The following is a 25,034-nucleotide window of genomic DNA, read 5'->3' as shown; positions in this document are numbered from 1 at the left end:
CGCCGCTCAGGCTTCGGCGGTTACGACATGGCGCCGCTGGCCGTCAGACGGAAAGGTGATCACTGCCGGAGGCCGTCGCCTCGCGGCGCGTACATCGTGGGTCCAACGGAGGGGTCGGTCGGGTGTTCAGCCGTATCGCCATCGTCAACCGTGGAGAGGCCGCGATGCGGCTCATCCACGCCGTCCGGGAGCTGGCCGCGGAGACCGGGACCCGGATCGAGACCGTCGCCCTGCACACCGACGTCGACCGTGACGCCACGTTCGTGCGGGAGGCCGACGTCGCCTACGACCTCGGTCCCGCGTCCGCGCGCCCGTACCTGAACCTGGCGGTGCTGGAGCGCGCGCTGGTGGAGACCCGGGCGGACGCCGCCTGGGTCGGCTGGGGCTTCGTGGCCGAGGACCCGGCCTTCGCCGAGCTGTGCGAGAAGGTCGGGGTCACCTTCGTCGGTCCGAGCCCGGAGGCCATGCGCCAGCTCGGCGACAAGATCGGCGCGAAGCTGATCGCCGAGGAGGTCGGCGTGCCGGTCGCGCCGTGGAGCCGCGGCGCGGTCGAGACGCTGGACGCCGCCCGGGCTGCGGCGGCCGAGATCGGCTACCCGCTGATGCTGAAGGCCACCGCCGGCGGCGGTGGGCGCGGCATCCGCGTGATCACGAACGAGGCCGAGCTGGCCGACGCGTACGAGCGCACCAGCCAGGAGGCGGCGCGGGCGTTCGGCAGCGGCATCGTGTTCCTGGAGCGCCTGGTCACCGGCGCCCGGCACGTCGAGGTCCAGGTGATCGCCGACGGCCAGGGCACCGCCTGGGCGCTGGGGGTCCGGGACTGCTCGGTGCAGCGGCGCAACCAGAAGGTCATCGAGGAGTCGGCGTCGCCGGTGCTCAGCCCGGCGCAGGCCGCCGAGCTCAAGGCGTCGGCCGAACGGCTGGCCGTCGCGGTCGGCTACCGCGGCGCGGCGACCGTCGAGTTCCTCTACCACCCCGGCGACCGGCTGTTCGCGTTCCTGGAGGTCAACACCCGCCTGCAGGTGGAGCACCCGATCACCGAGTCCACCACCGGGTTCGACCTGGTCAAGGCGCAGCTGCACGTGGCCGGGGGCGGGCGCCTCGACGGCGAGCCGCCCGCGGAGCGGGGGCACGCCATCGAGGCCCGGCTGAACGCCGAGGACCCCGACCGCGACTTCGCGCCCTCCCCCGGTCGCATCGCCCGCCTGGACCTGCCCGCCGGGCCGGGCATCCGGGTGGACACCGGCGTCAGCGAGGGCGACACCATCCCGGCCGACTTCGACTCGATGATCGCGAAGATCATCGCCTACGGCCGGGACCGCGACGAGGCGCTCGGCCGGCTGCGCCGGGCCCTGGCGAACACCACGGTGATCATCGAGGGCGGCGCGACCAACAAGAGCTTCGTGCTCGACCTGCTCGACCAGCCCGAGGTCATCGACGCCAGTGCCGACACCGGCTGGATCGACCGGGTCCGCGGCGAGGGCCGGCTCGTCGCGCACCGGCACTCCGCCGTCGCGCTGGCGGCCGCCGCCATCGAGGCGTACGAGGAGGAGGAGCGCGTCGAGCGGCAGCGGCTGCTGTCGACGGCGGCCGGCGGCCGCCCGCAGGTGCAGCACTCCAGCGGCCGGCCGCTGGACCTGAAGCTGCGCGGCGTCGGCTACCGGATGCGCGTGGCGCGCGTCGGGGCGCACCGGTTCCGGGTGGGCATCGAGACAACCGGCGGCGTCCGCACCGCCGACGTCGAGCTGGACCGCTTCGACCGGCACACCGGGCAGATCGTCGTCAACGGCGCCCGGTACCGCCTGCTCACCGACACGCACGGCCCGATCCACCTGGTCGAGGTGGACGGCGTGACGCACCGGGTCAGCCGGGACGAGGGCGGGGTGCTCCGCTCCCCCATGCCCGCGCTGGTCGTGGCCACCCCGCTGGCGGTCGGCGCCGAGGTCGAGGCGGGCGCGCCGGTGCTGGTGCTGGAGGCCATGAAGATGGAGACGGTGCTGCGGGCGCCGTTCAAGGCGCGGCTGAAGGAGTGCGCCGTCTCCGTGGGCAGCCAGGTCGAGGCCGGCGCGCCGCTGCTGCGGCTGGAGCCGGTCGCCGACGAGGGCGCCGAGGCCGCCGACGCCCCGGCCGCGACCGCCGTCGAGCTGGACCTGCCCGCCGAGCCCGATGCTCTCCCGGCGCGCACGCGGGCCGCCCGTGGCCAGGAGGACCTGCGCGGCCTGCTGCTGGGCTTCGACGTCGACCCGCACGACGACCGCCGGGTGCTCGACGACTACCTCGCCGCCCGCCGGACGGCCACCGAGGAGGGCCACCGGCCGCTGGCCGAGGAGCTCGACCTCGTCAACGTGTTCGCCGACCTCGCCGAGCTGAGCCGCAACCGGCCGACCGGCGAGGACGGCGACGGCCACGTCCCCAGCGCCCGCGAGTACTTCCACACCTACCTGCAGAGCCTCGACATCGAGCGGGCCGGGCTGCCGAACGCGTTCCAGGCCAAGCTGGCCAAGGCGCTCGGCCACTACGGGGTCGGCGACCTGGAGCGCTCCCCCGCACTCGAGGCCGCCGTGTTCCGGATCTTCCTGGCCCAGCAGCGGGCGGCCGCCGACGCCACGGTCGTCGCGACGCTGCTGCGGTCGTGGCTGCGCGAGCCGCCGCCGGACGACTCGCTGCGCGAGCCCGCCGGCCTGGCGCTGGAGCGGCTGGTGGCCGCGACGCAGGTCCGCTTCCCGGTGGTCGCCGACCTCGCCCGGGGCGTGGTGTTCGCCTGGTTCGCCCAGCCGCTGCTGCGCCGCAACCGCGCCCGCGTCTACGCCGAGGTCCGCCGGCACCTGCGCCACCTGGACGCGCACCCGGACGCCGCGGACCGCGGTGACCGCGTGGCCGAGATGGTGCGCAGCACCGAGCCGCTGGTGCGGCTGCTCGGCCAGCGGCTGGTGCGCGACCACCTCGACAACGCGGTGATGCTGGAGGTGCTGACCCGGCGGTACTACGGGAACAAGGGCCTGACCGCCGTGGGCACCCGCGAGGTCGCGGGCTGCACGTTCGTGGTCGCCGAGCGCGCGGACTCGAGCGTGGTCTCCGCCGCGGTGCGCTTCGACGCGCTCGGCGGCGCCCTGCGCGGGCTCGCCGAACTGGCGGGCGGCGCGGACCCCATCGACGCCGACATCTACCTGGCGTGGGAGGACCAGCCCGAGGACTTCGACGCGATGGCCGCCGCCCTGCACGAGGTCCTCGCGGCGCACCCGCTGCCGCCGCAGGTCCGCCGGGTCACCACCACGGTGGCGGGCCGGGCCGGCGCCGTGATGCACCACCACTTCACCTTCCGCCCGTCGGGCGGCGGGATGGCCGAGGAGCGGCTCATCCGTGGCCTGCACCCGTACATCGCCCAGCGGATGCAGCTGGAGCGGCTGCACAAGTTCGACCTGACCCGCCTGCCGTCGTCGGACGAGGAGGTCTACCTCTTCCAGTGCGTGGCCCGGGAGAACCCGTCGGACCAACGCCTCGTGGCGTTCGCGCAGGTGCGCGACCTGACCCCGCTGCGCGAGCACGACGGCCGGCTGGTCGCCCTGCCGACGACCGAGGACACCGTCGCCGCCTGCCTCGACTCGATCCGCCGGGCGCAGTCGCGGCGACCGGCGAAGACCCGCTTCCAGACCAACCGCATCGTGATCTACGTCTGGCCGCCGAGCGAGCTGACCCGCGAGGAGATGGAGATGATCGCCGGGCGGGTCCGCCCGACGACCGCGGGCGCCGGCCTGGAGGAGATCCTGTTCATCGCGCGGCAGCGCGACCGGAGGACCGGCGAGCTGACCAAGATCGCCGTACGGATCTCGTTCAACGCCACGGGCGGCGCCCAGCTGAGCGTCGGCGAGCCGCCGGTCGAACCGGTCGAGCCGCTGGACGACTACCGGCTGAAGGTGCTGCGCGCGAGCAGCCGCAACACCGTCTACCCGTACGAGCTGACCGGCCTGCTCGGCGACTTCGTCGAGCACGACCTCGCCGAGAAGCACGCGCTCGTGCCGGTCGACCGGCCCCGGGGGCGCAACACCGCGGCGATCGTCGCGGGCGTGGTCACCACGCCGACCCCGCGGCACCCGCAGGGCGTCACCCGGGTCGTGCTCCTCGGCGACCCCACGAAGGCGCTCGGGGCGCTGTCCGAGCCGGAGTGCCGCCGCGTGATCGCCGCGCTGGACCTGGCCGAGCGGATGGGCGTGCCGCTGGAGTGGTACGCGCTGTCCGCCGGCGCCCGGATCTCCATGACCTCCGGCACGGAGAACATGGACTGGGTGGCGGCCGCGCTCAAGCGGATCGTCGAGTTCACGCAGGACGGCGGTGAGATCAACATCGTGGTGGCGGGCATCAACGTCGGCGCGCAGCCGTACTGGAACGCCGAGGCCACGATGCTCATGCACACCCGGGGCGTCCTGGTGATGACGCCGGACTCGGCCATGGTGCTCACCGGCAAGCAGTCGCTCGACTTCTCCGGCGGCGTGTCGGCCGAGGACAACTTCGGCATCGGCGGCTACGACCGGGTGATGGGCCCGAACGGGCAGGCGCAGTACTGGGCGCCGGATCTCCCGGCCGCCCGGGACGTGCTGATGGCGCACTACGAGCACACGTACGTGGCGCCGGGCGAGTCGGCGCCGCGACGGGCGACGACCACCGACCCGGTCGACCGGGATATCTCGGACTTCCCGCACACCGTGGCCGGCAGCGACTTCACCACCGTCGGCGAGATCTTCTCCCCCACCGCCAATCCGGACCGGAAGAAGCCGTTCGACATCCGGACCGTGATGCGCGCGCTGGCCGACCAGGACCACCCGGTGCTGGAACGCTGGGCGGGCATGGCCGACGCGGAGACCGCGGTCGTGCAGGACGTGCACCTCGGCGGCATCCCCGTGTGCCTGCTCGGCATCGAGTCCCGGGCGGTGCCGCGTCGCGGCTTCCCGCCCACCGACGGCCCGGACACCTACACGGCGGGCACCCTGTTCCCCCGCTCGTCGAAGAAGGCCGCGCGGGCGATCAACGCGGCCAGCGGCAACCGACCGCTGGTGGTGCTGGCCAACCTGTCGGGCTTCGACGGCTCACCCGAGTCGATGCGCAAGCTGCAACTGGAGTACGGCGCCGAGATCGGCCGCGCCATCGTGAACTTCCGCGGCCCCATCGTGTTCTGCGTGATCTCGCGGTACCACGGCGGCGCGTTCGTGGTGTTCTCGAAGGCGCTGAACCCGAGCATGACCGTGCTGGCGCTGGAGGGCTCGTTCGCCTCGGTGCTGGGCGGCGCCCCGGCCGCCGCGGTGGTGTTCTCCGGCGAGGTGAACGCCCGCACCGCGGCCGACCCGCGGGTGCGGGACCTGGAGGCCCGGGTGGCGGCCGCCTCCGGCGCCGACCGGGCGGCGCTCACCGCCGAACTGGACGAGCTCCGCTCGTCGGTCCGCGCGGAGAAGCTCGGCGAGGTGGCCACGGAGTTCGACCGGGTGCACAGCATCCAGCGGGCCGTCGAGGTCGGTTCGGTCGACGCGGTCATCCGCGCGGCGGAACTCCGTCCGCGCGTCATCGACGCCATCGAGGCGCACCTGCGGTGAGGGCCGGCGCGGTCGGCGGCGACGCCCCGACCGCGCCGCGCACGAGGAAGGGCCCCGGAGCGAACTCCGGGGCCCTTCGTGTGGTGCGAGGAGATTACTTGGTGAGCGGGCCGAGCTTCGGGTCGTTGGCGTACGCCTCGGCCGCGTTGGCCTTGGTGACGGCCACCGGCGGCAGCAGGTAGGTGTCCACGACCTTGGCGCCGTTGTTGTACGACTTGGTGTCGTTCACCTCGGGGGTGTTACCGGCCTGCAGGGACTTCACCATCGCGATGGTCTGCTTGACCAGGTTCCGGGTGTCCTTGTTGATCGTCATGTACTGCTCGCCAGCCATGATCGACTTGACCGACTCGACCTCGGAGTCCTGGCCGGTGACGACCGGGATGGTCTTGCCGGCACCCTTGATCGAGGTGATGATCGCGCGGGCCAGGGTGTCGTTCGGGGAGAGGACGCCGTCCAGCTCCTTGTTGCCGTAGGTCGAGGTCAGCAGCTGGTCCATGCGGGCCTGGGCACCCTCGGCCTTCCAGCCCTGGATGGCGGTCTGCTTCACGTCGGTCTGCTTCGAGGCGACGACGACGTTGCCCTTGTCGATCTCCGGCTTGAGCACGTCCATGGCGCCGTTGAAGAAGACACCGGCGTTGTTGTCGTCCGGCGAGCCGGAGAACAGCTCGATGTTGTACGGGCCGTTCGGCTTCTTGGCCTTCATGCCGTCCAGCAGGGCCTGGCCCTGGAGCTGGCCGACCTTGAAGTTGTCGAACGCGACGTAGTAGTCGAGGTCCGGGGTGTTGGTGATCAGGCGGTCGTACGCGATGACCTTCGCGCCGGCGGCGTGCGCGGCGGCCACCTGGGTGGACAGCTGCGCGGCGTCGGTCGCGCCGATGACGATGACCTTGGCGCCCTTGGTCACCATGGCGGTGATCTGGGCCTGCTGGTCCGCGACGGTGGTCGACGCGCCGGCGTACTGCACGTCGCTCTTGAAACCGGCCTCCTTGAGGCCGTTGGTGAACAGGTCACCGGCGAGGACCCAGTTCTCCGAGGTCTTCGACGGCAGGGCGACGCCGATCAGGGAGTCGGCCGCGAAGCCCTTGGTGTCGCCCTTGGCGCCGCCGGTGTCGCCCTCGCGGCCGTTGCCGCAGGCGGTGGCGGTCAGGGCCAGCGCGGCGATGGCGCCGATGGCCATCGACTTGCCGATCAGTTTACGCATGGCTGGTGGAGCCCTTCTGGAGAGGTGATACGGGGTGTGAGGCGGGGTGGAACGTCAGCTCGGCACGGCCGTGCGGGCGGTTTCCCGTTCCGCGTCCGGTGGTGCCGTGGGCGGGGCGGGCGTGTCGCGGCGGAAGGAGCGGGTGAGGCTGCCGATGATCGAGAACCGGCCCTGCTTCTTGTTGTAGACGTCGACCGCGACGGCCAGCAGCAGCACCAGGCCCTTGATGATCTGGACCTTGTCGGTGCCCACGCCCTGGAGCTGGAGACCGTTGTTGAGCACCGCCATCACCAGACCGCCGACGATCGAGCCGCTGATGGTGCCGATGCCGCCGGCGACGGCCGCGCCACCGATGAAGACGGCGGCGATCGCGTCCAGTTCCCAGCCGTTGCCGTCCTGCGGCCCGGAGGCCGCCGAACGGGCCACGAAGATCATGCCGGCCAGGGAGGCCAGGATCGCCATGTTCATCATGACGAAGAAGTTGACCCGCTTGAGCTTCACACCGGAGAGCTCCGCGGCCCGGGAGTTGCCGCCGACGGCGTAGATGTGTCGGCCGCCCGCGGTGTTCCGGGTGTAGAAGGAGTAGGCGAGCACCAGCGCCAGCAGGATGATGCCGGAGACCGGGAAGCTCGTGCCGACCCGGCCGCTGGCGAACCGCAGCGACGCGAAGACGATCACGCCGACCATGACGGCCATCCGGAGCACCGAGATCCACATCGGGGCCGGTTCGGCGTCCATCTCGCGGCGGGTCTTGCGGGCCTGGAACTCCCGCCACACCACGGCCACACACGCGGCGAGGCCGAGCAGGAGCGTCAGGTTGTTGTAGCCGGTGTCCGGGCCGACCTCGGGCAGGAAGCCCGAGCCGATCACCCGGAAGCCCTCCGGCACCGAGATCGTGTTCGCGTTACCGATGAACTGGTTGCCGCCCCGGAAGAGCAGCATGCCGGCCAGGGTGACGATGAACGCCGGCACCCCGACGTACGCGACCCAGAAGCCCTGCCAGGCGCCGATGATCGCGCCGATCACCAGGCCGAACAGGATGGCGACGGGCCAGGGCAGCGACCACTCCGCCATCGACTTGGCCACCAGGATGCCGGTGAAGGCGGCGATCGAGCCGACCGAGAGGTCGATGTGCCCGGCGACGATCACCATGAGCATGCCGATGGCCAGGATGAGGATGTACGAGTTCTGGTTGAACAGTGCGATCAGGTTGTCCGATCGCAGGGTCAGGCCGTTGGTCCAGATCTGGAAGATCAGGACGATCAGCACCAGCGTGAAGATCATCCCGAACTGGCGGGCGTTGGACGTGGTCCCTCCGAAGAGGTTCTTCTGCAGGTCCTTGATTCGGCTCATCGTGTCTGCATCTTCTTCGTCGAGGTCATCTGCTTCATGAGGGTTTCCGGGTCCGCGTCCTGCCGGGCGATCTCGCCGGTGATGGTGCCCTCGAACACGGTGTAGATGCGGTCGCAGAGCCCGATCAACTCGGGGAGCTCCGAGGAGATGACGACGACGCCCTTCCCCTGGTCGGCGAGCCGCTGGATGATGCCGTAGATCTCGTACTTGGCGCCCACGTCGATGCCGCGGGTCGGCTCGTCGAGGATCAGGAGGTCCGGGTCCGTGAACATCCACTTCGCCAGGACGACCTTCTGCTGGTTGCCGCCCGAGAGCTTGGAGACGCCCTCGTCGACCGTCGGCGCCTTGGTGCGCAGTTCCCGGCGGTAGGACTCGGCCGCCTGGTACTCCGCGACCTCGTCGAGGACCCCGTGGCGGGAGATCTTCGACAGCTTGGCGGCGACCGTCGAGGTCTTGATGTCGTCGAGCAGGTTCAGGCCGATCGCCTTGCGGTCCTCGCTGACGTACGCGAGCCCGTGGGCGATCGCGTCCGCCACCGACTTCAGGACGATCTCCTTGCCGTCCTTGATGATCGTGCCCGACTCGTACACCCCGTAGGAGCGGCCGAAGACGCTCATGGCCAGCTCGGTGCGGCCGGCGCCCATCAGGCCGGCGAAGCCGACGATCTCGCCGCGCCGCACGGTGAAGCTCTCGTTCTTGCAGACCTGCCGCTCGGCGGAGATCGGGTGCCGGACGTTCCAGTTCCGGACCTCGAAGAACACCTCGCCGATCTTCGGGGTGTGGTCCGGGAAGCGGCTGCTCAGCTCGCGACCGACCATGCCCCGCACGATCCGGTCCTCGTCGACGCCGTCCGCCTTGACGTCCAGCGTCTCGACGGTGCGGCCGTCACGAATGATGGTGATCTGATCGGCGATCGCCTCGATCTCGTTGAGCTTGTGCGAGATCATGATCGAGGTGATGCCCCGCGAGCGGAAACCGCGCAGCAGGTCCAGCAGGTGCTGGGAGTCGGCCTCGTTGAGCGCGGCCGTCGGCTCGTCCAGGATGAGCAGCTTGACGTCCTTGGCGAACGCCTTGGCGATCTCCACGAGCTGCTGCTTGCCGACGCCGATGTCCTTGACCAGGGTGTCCGGGTCCTCCCGCAGGCCGACCCGGGCCATCAGGTCCAGCGCCATCCGGTTCGCGGCCTTCCAGTCGATCGCCCCCCGCTTGCGGGGCTCGTTGCCGAGGAAGATGTTCTCGGCGATCGACATGCCCGGGATGAGCGCGAGCTCCTGGTGGATGATCACGATCCCGGCGTTCTCGCTCGCCCGGATGTCGGAGAAGCGGGTCTCGGCGCCCTGGTAGACGATCTGGCCGTCGTAGCTGCCGTACGGGTAGACCCCGCTGAGCACCTTCATGAGCGTCGACTTGCCGGCGCCGTTCTCGCCGACGATGGCGTGGATCTCACCGGCGCGGACCACCAGGTTGACGTCGGCCAGGGCCTTGACGCCGGGGAACTCCTTGGTGATGGAGCGCATCTCCAGGAGGACGGGCAGATCGCTCATCGCTCCCACCTTGCCAACGTCATGGCCGCCTCCGCGGGTTATGACCTTCGCTCACTTTTCGTTGTCGTGGGCAAGGAAATCTCGTCGGAGGCGCTTCCGCAAGTGCCCAAGTCGCTCTTTTGCGTAACAAGTCGGTAATATCGACCGCCACGCTCGGTGACTTTCGCGACGCCCCCTCGGCTTGCCGACAAGCGCGACGGGGGTGCTACCGACCAGCCCATGACATCGTTGACGCGCATCGTATACCGCGGTTTCCGAACGGCCCTCGTGACCCGGGCCGGTCCTGGTGTGGGCCGGGACGCCGACGCCGACCCGAGCCGGCGATCACCTGCCACCCCGGTGTCATAATTCCCGCCATGACCGCTGACCGGAAGGCTGGTCGACCGAGCCTGGCGCAGGTCGCGGCGCTGTCCGGCGTGTCGGTGAAGACCGCCTCCCGGGCCCTCGGGGGCGAACCCCGGGTGGCCCCGGAGACCCGGTCGCGGGTGCGCGACGCCGCCGACCAGCTCGGCTACCGACTGAACGGGGTGGCCCGCGAGCTGCGCCGGGGCGCGAGCACCTCCACGCTGGTCGGCCTGCTCATCGGCGACCTGGCGAACCCGTTCTACTCCCGGCTGGCCGGGGGCCTGGAGCGCGACCTGCGCATGCGCGGCCTCCAGCTGATCACCGCGAGCACCGACGAGGATCCGGAGTGGGAGCGGCGGCTCGCCGACGCGCTGCTGGAGCGGCGGGTCCGCGGGCTGGTGATCGCCTCGACCGCGACCGAGCACGCCCACTTCGCGGCCGAACACCGCCACGGCATCCCGTTCGTGTTCGTGGACCGGCCGCCGGTCGAGCTGAGCGCGGACACCGTGCTGCTGGACAACCACCACGGCGCCCGGCAGGCCGGCGCCCACCTGACCGCGGCAGGCCACCGGCGGATCGGGGTGGTGGGCGACCTGGCCCGCCTGAGCACCCACCGGGACCGGCTGGACGGCTTCGCCGAGGCCATGCGCGCCGTGGGCGTGGCGAACTGGGCGGACTACCTGGTGGAGAACGCGCACGACGTCGCCGCCGCCGAACGGGCCGTGCGGGGTCTGCTGGCCCGCACCCCGCCCCCGACCGCCCTGTTCACCCTGAACAACCGGATCACCCTGGGGGCCCTGCTCGCGCTGCGGGGGCATCCGGCGCCGCCCGCGCTGGTCGGCTTCGACGAGGTGGACGTCGGCGACGTCCTGAGCGTGAGCGTCGTGGCGCACGACCCGGAGGACATGGGCCGGCGGGCGGCCGGGCTGCTGCTCGACCGGATCGACGGTCACCGCGGGCCCGCCCGGCAGGTGGTGATCCCGACCCGCCTCCTGGCCCGGGGCTCGGGCGAGCGGCCACCTACCCCGTCCCACTCCTAGTCCCCATTGACACACACCTCCCTGGGCTCTACACAGGACGGTGACACCTGTCGATGACAACGATGTCACGGAGGGTCGTCCGCGCCTAAGGAGGATCGCCTCATGCTCCGATCAGGCCCGTCCCGCCTGCTCACCCTGGTGGCCACCGCCGTCACCGGAGCGTCCGCACTCGTCGCGGTCGCCTCGCCCGCCGCAGCCGCGCCGCTCAACCTCACCCCGTACGTGAACCCGTTCATCGGCACCGACGACAGCAACGCGCCGAACCCGGTCGGCGGCGGCGCCGGCGGCAGCACCGTCCCCGGCCCGGTGCAGCCCTTCGGCATGGTGCAGCTGAGCCCGGACACCCCCACCGCCTCACCCTCGGGCTACCGATTCAGCGACACCCAGATCGAGGAGTTCAGCCTCACCCACTTCAATGGCGCCGGCTGCGCCAACAACGAGGACCTCGGGATCCTGCCCGTCACCGGCGCGCTCGGCGCCTCGCCGGGCACCTCGTGGACGTCCTACCGCGCCACTCAGGACAAGGCCCAGGAACAGGCCCGGCCCGGCTTCTACCGGGCCGTGCTCAGCAACTACGGCAACACCCGGGTCGAGGCGTCGGCCACCCGGCGCAGCGCCGCCCTGCGGCTGACCTATCCCGCGACCAGCACCGCGCGGGTGCTCATCAACACCAGTCGCAGCGCCACCGGCAACCGCCCCGGCTCGATCCAGATCAGCGGCTCCACCGTGACCGGCAGCGTCACCGGCGGCGGCTTCTGCGGCAACAGCAGGACCTACCAGATCTTCTACCGGATGGAGTTCGACCGCGCCCCCAGCGGCGTCGGCACCTGGCTCGGCGGCACCGTGACCGCCGGCTCCACGAGCGCCAGCGGCACCAACTCCGGCGGCTACCTGACCTTCGACACCTCCGGCAACCCGGTGGTGCAGGTCAAGGTCGGCATCTCCTTCGTCAGCGCGGCCGGCGCGCAGGCCAACCTCGCTGCCGAGCAGTCCGGCTTCGCCTTCGACACCGTCCGGGCCGACGCCGACGCCCAGTGGAACGCGATCCTCAACCGCGTGCAGGTCACCGGCGGCGCCGCCGCCGACCTGCAGAAGTTCTACACCGCGCTGTACCGCGTGTTCATCAACCCCAACCTGGCCAGCGACGTCGACGGGCAGTACCGGGGCTTCGACAACGCCGTCCACACCGCCGGCCACCCGGTCTACCAGAACTACTCCGGTTGGGACATCTACCGCTCCTGGGCCGCGCTGATCGCCTTCCTCGCGCCCGCCGAGGCGGCCGACATCGCGAAGTCCATGGTGCTCGACGGCCAGCAGGGCGGCCTGCTGCCGAAGTGGTCGCACAACCATAACGAGGCCTTCGTCATGACCGGCGACCCCGGCCCGATCGTCGTCGACAGCATGTACCAGTTCGGCGTCCGCGGGTTCGACACCGCGGCGGCGCTGGCCCTCATGAAGAAGAGCTCCGCCGGCGGCACCACCCAGGGCAGCCCGATCCGCGGCCGGCAGAGCGGCTACGTCCAGCGCCACTACATCGACGGCGACCCGTCGGACTCGCTGGAATACTCCGCCAGCGACTTCGCGGTGGCCCAGTTCGCCCGGGCCCTGGGCGACACCGCCACCTACGACACCCACATGGCGCGGGCGCAGTGGTGGCGCAACACATTCAACACCGAGTCGGGCTACGTCCACCCGCGCAACGCCGACGGCAGCTGGCCGTGGCCGCTCGACCCGGCCAGCCAGTCGAACTTCGTCGAGGGCAACGCCTCGCAGTACACCTGGATGGTCCCCTACAACCTGGGCGCCCTCATCGACCTCATGGGCGGGCGGCAGACCGCCGTCCAGCGGCTCGACCACCACTTCACCCAGACCAACGGCGGCCAGTCGCAGCCGTACTTCTACATCGGCAACGAACCGGAGCACGGCGTCCCCTGGGCCTACCACTTCGCCGCGGCGCCGGCCGGCACCAGCGCCGCGGTCCGGCGGATCATGAACGAGTCGTTCACCACCGGCCCTGGCGGCCTGCCCGGCAACGACGACCTCGGCGCCACCTCCGCCTGGTACGTCTGGTCCGCCCTCGGCATGTATCCGCCCACCCCGGGCGCCGACACCCTCGCCCTGCACGGCCCGATCTTCCCGTCGGTCCTCGTCGACCGGCCGGCCGGCGACGTCCAGATCACCGCCGCCAACGCGGGCCAGGGCAACCAGTACGTGCAGGGCCTCGCCGTCAACGGGGCGCCCACCCAGCGCACCTGGCTGCGCTACGGCGACCTCGCGGGCGGCGCCACCCTGTCGTACACGATGGGCGGCGCGCCGTCGTCGTGGGGCACCAACCCCGCCGACGTGCCGCCGTCGTTCACCGACGGGTCGACCCCGCCGGCGGCCGCACCGGAGCTGGGGGCCAACCTGGCCGCCGGCAAGCCGGCCAGCGGCTCGGCCGCGTGCAACGCCGCCGAGGGCCCGGAGAAGGCGTTCGACGGCCGCCTGGGCAGCACCAGCAAGTGGTGCTCGCTCGCCTCCGGCACGAAGTTCCTCCAGGTCGACCTCGGCGCGAACCAGACCGTCCGCTCGTTCGTCGTCAAGCACGCCGGGCTCGGCGGGGAGAACACCGGCTGGAACACCGGTGACTTCACCATCCAGACCAGCATCGACGACAGCGCCTGGACGACCCGCGCCACCGTCACCGGGAACCGCGCGAGCCGCACCTACCACCCCGTACCGGCCGTGCCGGCCCGGTACGTCCGGCTCAGCATCACCACGCCGACCAACAACGGCAACACCGCCGCCCGGATCGGCGAGTTCGAGGTGTACGGCGCCGCGGGCGCGACGAACCTGGCGCTGAACCGGCCCGCCACCGCCGACTCCCAGTGCGCGAGCACGGAGGGGCCCGAGAAGGCCGTCAACGGCAGCACCTCCGGCGGCAACTCCGACAAGTGGTGCTCGACCGGCGCCACGAAGTCCCTCCGCATCGACCTGGGCGGCGGCCACCGCATCCAGTCGGTCACCGTCCACCACGCCGCAGCCGGCGGCGAGGATCCCGCCTGGAACACGCGGGACTTCGACCTGCAGGTCTCCCCCGACGGGTCGACCTGGACGACCGTCGCCCAGGTGCGGGGCAACACGGCGGGCGTGAGCACCCACCCGATGTCCGTCGACGGCAGGTACGTGCAGGTCAAGGTGCTCACCCCCACCCAGACCGGCGACGCGGCCGCCCGCCTCTACGAGGTCGAGGTCTTCGGCACCTGACCGCGGGCCCAAAACCGCTCGGACGGCGGCCGGCGCCCGCGGGGCACCGGCCGCCGCCGGAGCGGAAAAGCGCGTGCGGATCGGGTGGTGACCGCTCTACCGTGCCCGGCGTGACCCTGGACATCGTAAGCCTGGCCGAGCGCCCCGACCTGGCGCCGCTGCTCGACAAGGACTTCGACGGCGCCTGGCCGCAGTTCATGCTCTGGGACCCGATGGGCTCGGTGTACTACAGCGTGGCCCACGACCTCTACCCGGAGTTCGTCTTCGCCGCCGTCGACCCCGCCGAGCCGGGCCGTGCCGTCGCCAAGGCGTACGCCGTGCCGCTGCGCTGGACCGAGGACGAGCTGCCCGACGGCGGCTGGGACCGGGTGATCCAGCGCTCCACCGTCAACCGGCTGAGCGGCGACACACCGAACCTCGTCTCCGCACTGGAGATCTGCGTGCGGCCGGACCGGCGCGGCGGCGGGGTGTCCGGGCTGATGCTCGCGGCGATGCGCGCGGCGGTCGCCCGGCAGGGCTTCGACACCCTGGTGGCGCCGGTGCGCCCGAGCGGCAAGGCCACCGTCCCGGACGTGCCGATGAGCGAGTACGCGGCGCGGGTCCGCCCCGACGGCCTGCCGGTCGACCCGTGGCTGCGGGTGCACGTCCGGGCCGGCGGGGTGATCGAGCGGGTGGCGCCCCGGTCGATGGCGATCACCGGCACCCTCGCCAACTGGCGGCGGTGGACCGGGCTGCCGTTCGACACCAGCGGGCCGGTGCACGTGCCGGGAGCGCTGGCGCCGGTGCTTGTCGACGTGGCGCACGACCACGCCGCCTACGTCGAGCCGAACGTGTGGGTGCGGCACCGGCTGTGACCGGCGGTCAGGCCGGCCAGGCGTGGCCGATCCCGTCGAGCAGGAGCACGACCCCCTCGGTGGCCGCCTCCCGGTCCCGGGAGATCTCCCGGTATTCCGGGGAGGTGGACCACCGCTCGAAGTCCGCCCGGTTGTCGAAGGACATGAGCACGACCTTCTCGTGCGGCCAGCTCCCCTCGACCACGCGCGGGGACGGGTCGGCGGCGAGCAGCCGGCCGCCGTGCCGGGCCAGGACGGGCAGGAAGGCGGCGACGTACCGGTCGTAGCGCTGCCGGTCGTGGACGGTGATCTGCGCGAGGGCGTAGACGGTCACCGACCCAGGCTACTCACCGGTACGCGCCGCCGGTGTCCCCCGGCCCGGCAGCGCCAGGCCGCCTACCGGCCGACCGTGCGGACGGTGAAGCTGCGGAACGAGCCGATCGCGCCCTGGCCGAAGGCCCGTTCCGCGGGCGGGATGGAAACGCTGTAGGGCGCGTACCGCGGGTCGCAGACGCCGGGGCCGGTGGCGTCCGGCGGGGTGCAGCCGTACTGGAACGGGAACGCGTCGAGCAGGCTGAACAGGCCGTGCGCCAGGAAGAACGACCGGATCTTCCCGGCCAGCGGCTCGCCGGGGCCCAGCGACGGGTACGTGCCGGTGTAGCCGACGCCCTGCCGGTCCAGCGGCACGCCCACCTGCCCGACCCGCGCGACCACGACGTCGTCCAGCAGGTACGTCACGCTGGCGTGCCCGCCCGCCTCGCGGTAGCGGATCGCGGCCCGGTGCGGCACGCCCGGCGTGATGGGAACCTCCCGGATGATCTGCGTGTACGCCCGGTCCAGGCCGACCTCGGTGGCGCCCGGGCAGTCCGGGTTGGTGGTGTTGCCGGTGACCGTGCTGGGCAGCCGCTCGATCAGCGGGAACGCGCGGGTGCCGGAGACGAACCAGTCGAAGAGCTGCCCGGTGCAGAAGTCGATCATGTTGAGCACCACGGCCGCCTGCTGCCCCTCCAGCACGGCGCGGGCGTAGGGGCGGGCGGTCGGTCCGGCGACGGCGGCGGAGCCCGGCGGCCCGTACCGGCCGTGCACCACGTGCCCGCCGGCCGCGCCCGGGGTACGCGCCGTGATGTCCACGGAGAACTCGACCGACCCCTGCCGGGGCACCGGGAAGGTGCGGTTGCTGACGGCCATGTACTTGAGATGGTCGTAGACGTTGTAGTCCACGCCGGTCTTGAACGGCACGTCGCTGACGGTGACCACCCCGTCGGCGACGGCGCGGGTCGCCCCGTCCAGCGGGCCGTAGATGTTCGACCACTTCCGCTCGTACTCGGCCAGGTCGGCCGAGTCGTAGTGCACGACGCTCGGCCGTGACCCCGGTGCCGCGACGGCCGCTCCCGGAACCCCGACCACCACGACGACCGTCGCGGCGCCCAGCACGCGGCGGAACCTGTCCTGTCTGCGCACGTCGTCCTCCCTGCCGCGGTGCCCCGGGACCGCGCCGGTCGCGGCCGCGCCACCTCGAACCATCGTCCGAGGTGGATGCCGTCCCCGGCATCCACCGCGCGGCGCGGCCCGCCGAGCCGGACGGCCCGGCCGTCCAGGCGGGGCGGTGCCGGCAGGCTCCGCCGGGCTCCGCCACCATGGACCGTTGGTCGGGACCCCCTGCGGCACGGAAGCTGTCAACTGCCCGAACCGCCCTGGTCATTACGCCCCTGACCTGCGGATACTGGACCAGAGGCCAGCCGCCGAGCTGCGCCGGTTGGGGGGAGTCACCATGATCGACCAGGAGACCCAACCCGGGACCACCCCGGAGACACCACCGCCGGCGCCGACCGGGTCCACGGTGCCCACCGCGGTCTGGCAGGTGCGGGTACGGACCAAGCTGGACGACCTGTACCAGCAGCTCAGCGGCCTGGAGGCCGGCGGCACGGTGAACCCCGACCGGGTCGCCGCGCTGCGCGCCCAACTGTCCGGCGTGGAGTCGGTGCTCGGCCGCAGCGGCGTGGTCGAGTGGCTGCGCGGCGGCAACCTGGAGTACGCCTGGCAGACCATCCACTCGGTGGAACGCGCCATGGTGGGGCTGCGGACGCCCGAGGAACTGCTCGGCCTGCTGCCGGCGTACCAGAGCGCGGCCGCGCAGTTCCTGAAGGCCGACGACAAGGTGCTGACCGACTTCGACGCGTCGACGGACGCCGCGGCCCCGGCCCGGTTCCAGGCCAAGGTGCAGGCGCTGCTGCTGCGCTACCACTCGGCGTCCGACGAGTTCCACGAGTCGGTACGCCGGTTGCGCAACCGGATGCTCGGGCTGTCGGTGTTCGCGCTGATCGCCGAGGTGCTCATGGTCCTCGTGCAGTGGCGCAGCCGGGACGTGCAACTGCTCAAGGCACCGACCGACGCGGCCGGCGTGCCGGCCTGGCGGCTGCTCTTCTTCGTGCTCATCGCCGGGGCGCTCGGCGCGTTCATCAGCGCCCTGCCCTCGATGATCACCTCGCGGTCCGGCGGCCTGCCCTACAAGCTGCCCTTCCAGCAGGGCCTGCTGAAGCTGGCCATCGGGCCGCTGGTCGCGGTCGTGGGGATCATGCTGGTGATCGGCGGCCTCGTGGAGACGACGGTGAACAGCACCGCCGCCCTGCTGGGCGTCGCCATCGTCTTCGGCGCCGGCCAGCAGGCGGTCACCGCGTTCGCCGACCGCCGGGCGTCGGAGCTGCTCACTCCGGTCACCAAGGACTGACCGGCGACGGCGGCGAGCCGGCGGCCGCCTGGGTAGCCTGAAGCGCATGATCTTCATCACCGCGAAGTTCCGGGTCCGGCCCGAGGACGCCGACCGCTGGCCGCAGATCGCCGCCGACTTCACCGAGGCCACCCGGGCCGAACCCGGTTGCCTCTGGTTCGACTGGTCCCGCAGCCTCGACGACCCGACGGAGTACGTGCTGGTCGAGGCGTTCCGGGACGACGACGCGGGCGCCGCGCACGTGCGGTCCGCGCACTTCCGCGAGGCGCAGCGCACCCTCCCGCCGCACCTGGCCGAGACGCCCCGGATCGTCAACATGACCGTGCCGCAGCAGGACTGGTCCCGGCTCGGCGAGATGGCCGTCCCCGACGGCGACTGACACCGGGACGACCCGTCAGCACACCTGCTCGCCGACCGCCTCCGCCCGGCCGACGGCCGCCGGCAGCAGGTGGCGCACCACGGGCGCGCCGTCGGACAGCTCCCGCGCCCGGTCCTCCGCCTCCCGGTCGGCCTCGGTCAGCCGGCCGCCGTGCTGGCGCAGGTGCTCGTCCCAGGAGGGCACCAGGTAGACCTCGCTGAACTGGTCGGGCGTCTCGCCGGCGCGGAAGAGCCCCCACCGCATCGCCCCGGTGCGCTGCCGCGAACCGCGGACGTGGTCCATCGCGCCGAGGAACTCCGCCTCCCGCTCGGGCCGGACCGTGTAGGTGACCGTCACCAGCACCGGCCCGACCCGGGGATCCGGTTGGAGCGCGAGCGCCAGGGGCGGTCGGTAGGCGGTCGGGTCCCGGGTCAGACCGCGCAGGTCGGGCAGCGGCCAGATCTGCGACGTCACCGCACCGATCAGCATGAGGGCGGCCGCCACCGCGAAGGCGGCGACCAGCCCGGCGAGGTCGGCCACCACGCCCCAGAGCAGCGCCCCGACGGCCTGTCCGCCGCCCTGGACCACCTGGTAGACGGCCAGGCCGCGGGCGCGTACCCAGCCGGGGAGGAAGAGCTGGACCTCGGCATTGACGTTGGAGAGCACGGTCACCCAGGCCAGCCCGGCCGGCAGCAGGGCGACCAGCACCACCGGGACGCTCCGGACCGTCCCCACCAGAATCAGCGTCACCCCGTACACCGCCCCGGCCAGCAGCAGGAACTGGTTGGGCTTCATCGCGGTGCGGGTCCACGACAGCAGCAGCCCACCGAGGATGGCGCCCACCCCCAGGGCGGCCAGCAGCAGGCCGTACCCGCCGGAACCCAGGCCCAGCCGGCGGCTCGCCACCAGCGGCAGCAGCGCCCACAGGGCGCTGGCGGGGATGATGAACACCAGCGCCCGGCGCAACAGCCGGCGCACCGTCGGCGAGTGCCGCACGTAACGGCCGCCGGCGCGCAGCGCGGCGGTGAAGCGCTCGGGCACCTCGACGGCCCGGGCGCTGCCGGAACGCCACCGGAACAGCGCCAGCGCGAAGATCAGGTAGGCCACCGCGTTGAGTCCGAAGACCGGGGCCACGCCCACCCGGGCGATCAGCACGCCGGCGGCGGCCGGCCCGACGGCACGGGCCGCGTTGACGCTGATCGCCCCGAGCGCGGAGGCCGCCCGGAGCTGCTCGCGGGGCACCAACTCGGGGATGATCGAGGCCCAGGCCGGCAGGGTCAGCGCCTGCCCGACGCCGAAGGCGAAGGTGAGGGTGAGCAGCAGCGCCGGCGGCATGTGCCCCGCCGCCGTGAGCAGCGTCAGCGCCACGGCCACCGCCACCAGGAACAGCTGTACGGAGATCAGCAGGTGCCGGCGGTCGAAGGTGTCCGCGAGCGCACCCGACGGCAGCGCGAGCAGCAGCATCGGCAGCAGGCTGGCGGTCTGCACCAGGGCGACCAGCGTGGAGGCGTTGGCCTGGTGCACCAGCAGCCACTGCGCGCCGACCGTCTGCATCCAGGTGCCGATGTTCGCCGCGAGCAGGGCGAACCACAGGTTGCGGTAGACCGCGGTGCGCAGCGGCGACCAGGCCGAGAACGACTGCTCGGCGGTGGCGTCCGTGGTGGCGGTCACCGTCCCATGCCTCTCCCCGTGTCGCCGCCCCGCGCGAGTCCGCGCTCCTCTGCCGCCGCCGGGTTCCCGGTGACGCCGGTTCCACACGCCGGCCGACCGTCCGGGTGTGGGGCCGGGATAAGCGGGAAAGGCACGCCGGCCTGTCGGTGCCTGCCCTCCCACTCCACGGGGAGCGGTACCGACACCTTCTCGAACGCGGGGTGACGACAGATGACACGAGAGACGACCATGGGAGTCCGCTCGGTGACCGACAATCTCGGGATCCAGCGGGCGACCCGGGACCAGGGGTCGGAGGGGCTGGCCCGCATGCTGGGCTGGTTCAGCCTCGGCCTCGGTGTGAGCGCGCTCGCTGCGGGGTCACGGCTGGCCCGGGCGGCCGGCGTGGACGACTCGCGCACGGCCAGGACGGTGCTGCGGGTCACCGGGGTCCGGGAGATCGGCCACGCCGCGGTGCTGCTGGTGCCGCGCCGGGCCGGGCTGGGGCCGTGGACCCGCGTGGCGGGCGACGTGCTGGACCTGGCCGCCACCGGCCGGGCGTACCGCAACCGGTGCGGCGACCGGCGCCGGCGGACCGGTCTCACCCTCGCCGTCCTGGGCGGGATCACCGCCCTCGACCTCTACGCCTCGGTGCGCGCCGCCCGCAACCGGCGGATCCGCCCGGGGGGCTTCGCGCACGGCTCCGTGACGGTCAACCGGACCCCCGAGGAGGCGTACCGCTTCTGGCACGACTTCGAGAACCTGCCGCGGTTCATGTACCACCTGCAGTCGGTGACGACCACCGGCCCGCGGCGCTCCCGGTGGTCGGCGAAGGCGCCGGCCGGCCGGACCGTCGAGTGGGAGGCGGAGATCGTGGACGAGCGCCCGAACGAGATGATCAGGTGGCGCTCCGTGGACGGTTCCCGGGTGCCCAACTCCGGCACTGTCCGCTTCACCCGGGCGGCCGGCGGCAACGGCACCGAGGTGCGGGTGGAACTGGAGTACGCGGTGCCCGGCCGCCGGGTGGGCACGCTGGTCGCGAAGGCGTTCGGCGAGAACCCGCAGCAGCAGATCTGCGACGACCTGCGGCGGTTCAAGCAGGTCATCGAGACCGGCGAGCTGACCCGGTCGGACGGGACACCCGACGGCACGAGCATCCAAAACCAGGCGAAGCAGCGTCCGGCCCGCCCGCTGGCGACCCACCGGACCGCGTGAGGGAGGCACCATGAAGGCCAACTGCTGGGTCGCACCGAACCGGGTAGCCGTCGAGGAGGTACCGGACCCGACGGTCCTCAACCCGCGTGACGCGGTCGTCAAGGTCACCTCGGCCGCGATCTGCGGATCAGACCTGCACCTGCTCGACGGGTTCATCCCGGCCATGAAGCGCGGCGACGTGCTGGGCCACGAGTTCATGGGCGAGGTCGTCGAACTGGGCTCCGGGGCGCGCGACGGGCTGCGCGTCGGTGACCGGGTGGTGGTCGGCTTCCCCATCGCCTGCGGGGACTGCGCCTCGTGCCAACGCGGCCTCTACTCGGTCTGCGAGAACTCCAACCCGAACGCGGCGATCGCGGAGACCGCCATGGGCCACACCCCCGCCGGCATCTTCGGCTACTCGCACCTGATGGGGGGTTACGCGGGCGGGCAGGCCGAGTACGTCCGGGTCCCGTACGCCGACGTCGGCGCGCTCAAGGTCGGCGACGACCTGCCGGACGAGCAGGTGCTGTTCCTGTCCGACGTGCTGCCCACCGGTTACATGGCCGCCGAGATGGGCGACGTCAAGCCCGGCGACGTGGTGGCGGTCTGGGGCGCGGGGCCGGTCGGCCAGTTCGCCGCGGTGAGCGCCTTCCTGCTCGGCGCCGAGCAGGTGGTCGTCATCGACCGGTTCCCGTACCGGCTGCGGATCGCGCGGGACCGGGCCGGCGCGGACACCATCAACTACGAGGAGACCGACGTCCTGGACACGCTGCGCGAGATGACCGCCGGCCGCGGGCCGGACGTCTGCATCGACGCCGTCGGCATGGAGGGGCACCACCCCTCGGCGGCGCTGCACGCGTACGACCGGGCGAAGCAGGCCGTGAAGGCGGAGACCGACCGGCCGCACGCGCTGCGCGAGGCGATCCTGGCCTGCCGCAACGGCGGCACCGTCTCGGCGATCGGGGCGTACGGGGGCTTCATCGACAAGTTCCCGATAGGCTCGTTCATGAACCGGTCGCTGACCCTGCGCTCCGGGCAGGCCCACGTGCAGCGCTACATGCGCCCGCTGCTGGAGCGCATCCGCAAGGGCGAGATCGACCCGAGCTTCATCATCACCCACACGATGGGGCTCGACGACGCACCGCACGGCTACGACATCTTCAAGAACAAGCAGGACGACTGCCTGAAGGTGGTGCTCAAGCCCTGAAAGTTTCCAACAGACGGTGCCTCCAATATTGAAGCTTCTTTGCGCAGGCGGCTACCCTCCGAAGGAAGTGATCCACTATCCACCTTGGAGGGGTCGGACCATGCGCAAGCTGATGTCGGCGGTCGGTGCAGGGGCGTTGCTGACGGCGGGACTGTTCGTCGGCGCCGCACCGGCGCAGGCGGCGACCTGCACCCTGGTGCAGTCCGAGATCTACAACGGGGCCAACATCATCGCCTGGGCCCGGGGCCTGGAGGGCTGCTCCGGCGACGTCTACTGGGAGATCCAGTCCGGCGACGGCGGCACCTGGCAGGTCACCGAGAGCGGCACGACGCACTACGACAACCAGGTCGTCAGCTACTACGGCGACGTCGAGCTGCCGTGCTACCTGCGGCTGTACGCGAAGTTCGGCACGCAGGAGAAGCTCACCCAGCCGGCGCGCAACAACAACTGCGCCGGCTGAGCGGACGGGCCGGGCGGGGATGCTTCTCGGCGTCCCCGCCCGGCGCGCTCAGGGAACGGTGAGACCGTACGCGGCGAGGACCTCCGTGATGGGCTGGTAGTAGCTGGTGCCCCCGGAGGTGCAGTTGCCGCTGCCGCCGGACAGGATCCCGATGACAGTGCCGGTCGACGCCACGTAGAGCGGGCCGCCGCTGTCCCCCGGTTCCGCGCAGATGTTGGTCCGGATCAACCCGGACACGGCGCCCTCGGCGTAGTTGACGGTCTGGTTCAGGCCGGTGACCGAACCGCACCGCACGCCGGTGGTGGCGCCGCTGCGGCAGACCGCCTGACCGACGTACGCGTTGCCGGCGGCGTTGATGGTGACCTGGCCGGGATAGGTGTACACGGCGCTGGGGTGGGCGACCGTGCCGGTGTAGCGGACCACCCCGTAGTCGTTGCCGGGGAAGCTCGTGCCGGTCCGGCTGCCGAGCACGGTGGTGCGGGCGCTGTCGGCGTACCAGGTGCCGGCCAGGTTGGTGCAGTGCCCGGCGGTGACGAGGTAGTAGGTGCTGCCGCTGCGCACGTTCGCGCCGAGCGAGCAGCGGCCTCCCCCGCCGTAGATCGCCTGGCCGCCCGCGATCAGGGTGCGCAGCCGGCCGGGTCCGTGGCGGAGCACCGCGCCGGCCCGCGCCGCGGCGCGCCGCAGCGCGGCGAGCTGGACGCCGGTGACGGTGTCGTCGACGGTGAGCGTCATCCGGCCGCTGGCCGGGTCGAGGCCCCACGCGGTGCCGGCGGTACGCACCGCGGCGAGCCCGGTGGGCGTGGGTTCCGGGGCGACGCCGGCCCGGGCGGCGGTCGGGGTGCCGGCGAGCAGGGCGGCCAGCGCGAGAACCGCGAGCGATCGGCGCATGCGGACGCCTCCTTTCATCGTTCGGTATCGATGCCTGCCCAGCATCCACTCCGACCACCCCCGGTTCAACCAGGTCTGGAAGTTTCGGATCCTCCGCGCGCGCCGAGTCCGCACGCCACCGAGTCCGCACGAGAAAAACACATCCCCATCGACGCTGTTAAGTTTTCGGAACCGTTCCGGTAGTCTCCGCTCCAGAGATTCGCTTCGATCTACTCACGGTGGCGGGGAGTGCCCCTCCCCACCCCGCGCGGCCTCCGGGCGGCCGCGCACCGAGCCGACCACCGTGGCGGGCAGTGGTCGGGGCGGCTGTCCACACCGATACGGCTAGGAGAGGCTTTCAGATGGACAAGCTGCTCGCCCGCGGCAGCGGGAGCCTGAGCGCGGCGGCCCGGTCGCGCCCGCGGACCGCGGTGGTGTCGATGATGGCCGGCGTCGCGGTGATCGCCGCGACGGTGGCGGTGGCGACCAGCGCCAGCGCCGGGACGACCCTCGGGGCTTCGGCCGCCGAGAAGGGCCGCTACTTCGGCACCGCGGTGGCCGCGAACAAGCTGTCGGACGCCACGTATGTCGGCATCCTGAACCGCGAGTTCAACATGGTCACCCCCGAGAACGAGATGAAGTGGGACGCCACCGAGCCGTCCCAGGGCCAGTTCAGCTACACCAGCGCCGACCGGATCGTCAGCCACGCGCAGGCCAACGGCATGCGCGTGCGCGGCCACGCGCTGGCCTGGCACTCGCAGCAGCCGGGCTGGGCGCAGAACCTGTCCGGCACCGCCCTGCGGCAGGCGATGGTCAACCACATCACCCAGGTCGCCACCCACTACAAGGGCAAGATCTACGCCTGGGACGTGGTGAACGAGGCGTTCGCCGACAGCGGCGGCGGCCGCCGGGACTCCAACCTCCAGCGCACCGGCAACGACTGGATCGAGGTGGCCTTCCGCACCGCCCGGGCCGCCGACCCGGCCGCCAAGCTCTGCTACAACGACTACAACACCGACAACTGGACCTGGGAAAAGACCCAGGCCGTGTACAACATGGTCAAGGACTTCAAGGCACGGGGTGTGCCGATCGACTGCGTCGGCCTGCAGTCGCACTTCAACAGCGGCTCGCCCTACCCGAGCAACTACCGGACCACCCTGCAGAACTTCGCCGCCCTCGGCGTCGACGTGCAGATCACCGAGCTGGACATCGAGGGCTCCGGCAGCACCCAGGCCACCACCTACGGCAACGTCGTCCGGGACTGCCTGGCCGTGTCCCGCTGCACCGGCATCACGGTGTGGGGCATCCGGGACACCGACTCGTGGCGGGCCAGCGGCACCCCGCTGCTCTTCGACGGCAACGGCAACAAGAAGCCGGCGTACACGGCGGTGCTCGACGCGCTGAACGCGGGCGGCACCACCCCGCCGCC

Annotated in this window: 17 protein-coding genes; 10 read left to right on the top strand and 7 right to left on the bottom strand. The window is 72.1% G+C overall.

The features are described 5' to 3' along the window. Window positions 1-122: 122 nt before the first annotated feature. On the top strand, window positions 123-5,582 hold the full coding sequence (locus F8274_RS06795) for a carboxyl transferase domain-containing protein (protein WP_151461427.1): 5,460 nt from the start codon (window positions 123-125) through the stop codon (window positions 5,580-5,582). A gap of 94 nt (window positions 5,583-5,676) precedes the next feature. Here the strand turns inward: F8274_RS06795 and F8274_RS06790 are convergent, their stop codons facing one another. Genes F8274_RS06790 through mmsA form a run of 3 tightly spaced genes read right to left on the bottom strand, consistent with a single transcriptional unit; the run spans window position 5,677 to window position 9,680 of the window. Next, complete coding sequence (locus tag F8274_RS06790; RefSeq protein ID WP_151461426.1) at window positions 5,677-6,783, bottom strand: sugar-binding protein; 1,107 nt, start codon at window positions 6,781-6,783, stop codon at window positions 5,677-5,679. 54 nt (window positions 6,784-6,837) lie between these two features. Next, on the bottom strand, window positions 6,838-8,136 hold the full coding sequence (mmsB, locus tag F8274_RS06785; protein WP_151461425.1) for a multiple monosaccharide ABC transporter permease: 1,299 nt from the start codon (window positions 8,134-8,136) through the stop codon (window positions 6,838-6,840). Next, window positions 8,133-9,680, bottom strand: a complete 1,548-nt coding sequence (gene mmsA, locus F8274_RS06780) for a multiple monosaccharide ABC transporter ATP-binding protein (protein ID WP_151461424.1) — start codon at window positions 9,678-9,680, stop codon at window positions 8,133-8,135. Before mmsA ends, mmsB begins: the two co-directional genes overlap by 4 nt. A gap of 356 nt (window positions 9,681-10,036) precedes the next feature. On the opposite strand from mmsA, the gene F8274_RS06775 reads away from it, so the two are divergent. The 3 genes from F8274_RS06775 to F8274_RS06765 all read left to right on the top strand — a co-directional run bounded on the left by F8274_RS06775 (window position 10,037) and on the right by F8274_RS06765 (window position 15,165). Continuing rightward, a complete protein-coding gene (locus tag F8274_RS06775; protein ID WP_151461423.1) occupies window positions 10,037-11,065 on the top strand; it encodes a LacI family DNA-binding transcriptional regulator in 1,029 nt (342 codons plus the stop codon). 102 nt (window positions 11,066-11,167) lie between these two features. After that, complete coding sequence (locus F8274_RS06770) at window positions 11,168-14,311, top strand: GH92 family glycosyl hydrolase (RefSeq protein ID WP_151461422.1); 3,144 nt, start codon at window positions 11,168-11,170, stop codon at window positions 14,309-14,311. Between the two features lie 110 nt (window positions 14,312-14,421). Then, a complete protein-coding gene (locus F8274_RS06765; protein ID WP_225853634.1) occupies window positions 14,422-15,165 on the top strand; it encodes an N-acetyltransferase in 744 nt (247 codons plus the stop codon). A 7-nt stretch (window positions 15,166-15,172) separates the two neighbouring features. Here the strand turns inward: F8274_RS06765 and F8274_RS06760 are convergent, their stop codons facing one another. Together F8274_RS06760 and F8274_RS06755 are read right to left on the bottom strand one after the other, a co-directional pair. Further along, the gene (locus tag F8274_RS06760) at window positions 15,173-15,478 is read right to left on the bottom strand and encodes a DUF1330 domain-containing protein (RefSeq protein ID WP_151461421.1); all 306 of its coding nucleotides are present in this window, start codon (window positions 15,476-15,478) and stop codon (window positions 15,173-15,175) included. Window positions 15,479-15,540: 62 nt separating this feature from the next. Further along, window positions 15,541-16,605 (bottom strand): DUF6081 family protein, encoded by a 1,065-nt coding sequence (locus F8274_RS06755; protein WP_151461420.1) that lies wholly within the window; start codon window positions 16,603-16,605, stop codon window positions 15,541-15,543. Window positions 16,606-16,915: 310 nt separating this feature from the next. Between F8274_RS06755 and F8274_RS06750 the strand changes: the two genes are divergently transcribed. Both F8274_RS06750 and F8274_RS06745 read left to right on the top strand, forming a co-directional pair. Further along, window positions 16,916-17,872 (top strand): hypothetical protein, encoded by a 957-nt coding sequence (locus tag F8274_RS06750; RefSeq protein ID WP_151461419.1) that lies wholly within the window; start codon window positions 16,916-16,918, stop codon window positions 17,870-17,872. 46 nt (window positions 17,873-17,918) lie between these two features. Then, a complete protein-coding gene (locus tag F8274_RS06745; protein ID WP_151461418.1) occupies window positions 17,919-18,251 on the top strand; it encodes a putative quinol monooxygenase in 333 nt (110 codons plus the stop codon). Window positions 18,252-18,266: 15 nt separating this feature from the next. Here F8274_RS06745 and F8274_RS06740 read toward each other — a convergent pair whose 3' ends face one another. Continuing rightward, a complete protein-coding gene (locus tag F8274_RS06740) occupies window positions 18,267-19,901 on the bottom strand; it encodes an MFS transporter (RefSeq protein ID WP_151461417.1) in 1,635 nt (544 codons plus the stop codon). Window positions 19,902-20,111: 210 nt separating this feature from the next. Here F8274_RS06740 and F8274_RS06735 point away from each other — a divergent pair, with 210 nt between their 5' ends. From F8274_RS06735 to F8274_RS06725, 3 genes are all read left to right on the top strand, one after another. Beyond that, the gene (locus F8274_RS06735; RefSeq protein ID WP_225853633.1) at window positions 20,112-21,092 is read left to right on the top strand and encodes an SRPBCC family protein; all 981 of its coding nucleotides are present in this window, start codon (window positions 20,112-20,114) and stop codon (window positions 21,090-21,092) included. A 10-nt stretch (window positions 21,093-21,102) separates the two neighbouring features. Continuing rightward, window positions 21,103-22,278 carry a zinc-dependent alcohol dehydrogenase gene (locus F8274_RS06730; protein WP_151461416.1) on the top strand — a complete coding sequence of 392 codons (1,176 nt, stop codon included), beginning with the start codon at window positions 21,103-21,105 and terminating at the stop codon, window positions 22,276-22,278. Window positions 22,279-22,378: 100 nt separating this feature from the next. Then, entirely contained in the window at window positions 22,379-22,738 is a 360-nt protein-coding gene (locus F8274_RS06725) for a hypothetical protein (RefSeq protein WP_151461415.1), read from the top strand. A gap of 48 nt (window positions 22,739-22,786) precedes the next feature. On the opposite strand, the gene F8274_RS06720 is transcribed toward F8274_RS06725, so the two are convergent. Further along, the gene (locus F8274_RS06720) at window positions 22,787-23,626 is read right to left on the bottom strand and encodes a S1 family peptidase (protein WP_151461414.1); all 840 of its coding nucleotides are present in this window, start codon (window positions 23,624-23,626) and stop codon (window positions 22,787-22,789) included. A 341-nt stretch (window positions 23,627-23,967) separates the two neighbouring features. Between F8274_RS06720 and F8274_RS06715 the strand changes: the two genes are divergently transcribed. Further along, the coding region (locus tag F8274_RS06715) for an endo-1,4-beta-xylanase (RefSeq protein WP_151461413.1) at window positions 23,968-25,034 on the top strand (1,067 nt) is incomplete at its 3' end.

Origin of the sequence: Micromonospora sp. AMSO31t, from assembly GCF_008868175.1 — a bacterium.
In the GTDB taxonomy this organism is placed as follows: domain Bacteria; phylum Actinomycetota; class Actinomycetes; order Mycobacteriales; family Micromonosporaceae; genus Micromonospora.
This window is presented reverse-complemented; position numbering and strand designations above follow the sequence as displayed.

Bases quoted from the DNA above. Each gene is read 5' to 3' on its own strand.
- F8274_RS06730 (WP_151461416.1), top strand. From the start codon at position 21,103: ATGAAGGCCAACTGCTGGGTCGCACCGAACCGGGTAGCCGTCGAGGAG.
- F8274_RS06750 (WP_151461419.1), top strand. From the start codon at position 16,916: ATGATCGACCAGGAGACCCAACCCGGGACCACCCCGGAGACACCACCG.
- mmsA (WP_151461424.1), bottom strand. From the start codon at position 9,680: ATGAGCGATCTGCCCGTCCTCCTGGAGATGCGCTCCATCACCAAGGAG.
- F8274_RS06770 (WP_151461422.1), top strand. From the start codon at position 11,168: ATGCTCCGATCAGGCCCGTCCCGCCTGCTCACCCTGGTGGCCACCGCC.
- F8274_RS06775 (WP_151461423.1), top strand. From the start codon at position 10,037: ATGACCGCTGACCGGAAGGCTGGTCGACCGAGCCTGGCGCAGGTCGCG.
- F8274_RS06790 (WP_151461426.1), bottom strand. From the start codon at position 6,783: ATGCGTAAACTGATCGGCAAGTCGATGGCCATCGGCGCCATCGCCGCG.
- F8274_RS06735 (WP_225853633.1), top strand. From the start codon at position 20,112: ATGACACGAGAGACGACCATGGGAGTCCGCTCGGTGACCGACAATCTC.
- F8274_RS06720 (WP_151461414.1), bottom strand. From the start codon at position 23,626: ATGCGCCGATCGCTCGCGGTTCTCGCGCTGGCCGCCCTGCTCGCCGGC.
- mmsB (WP_151461425.1), bottom strand. From the start codon at position 8,136: ATGAGCCGAATCAAGGACCTGCAGAAGAACCTCTTCGGAGGGACCACG.
- F8274_RS06725 (WP_151461415.1), top strand. From the start codon at position 22,379: ATGCGCAAGCTGATGTCGGCGGTCGGTGCAGGGGCGTTGCTGACGGCG.
- F8274_RS06745 (WP_151461418.1), top strand. From the start codon at position 17,919: ATGATCTTCATCACCGCGAAGTTCCGGGTCCGGCCCGAGGACGCCGAC.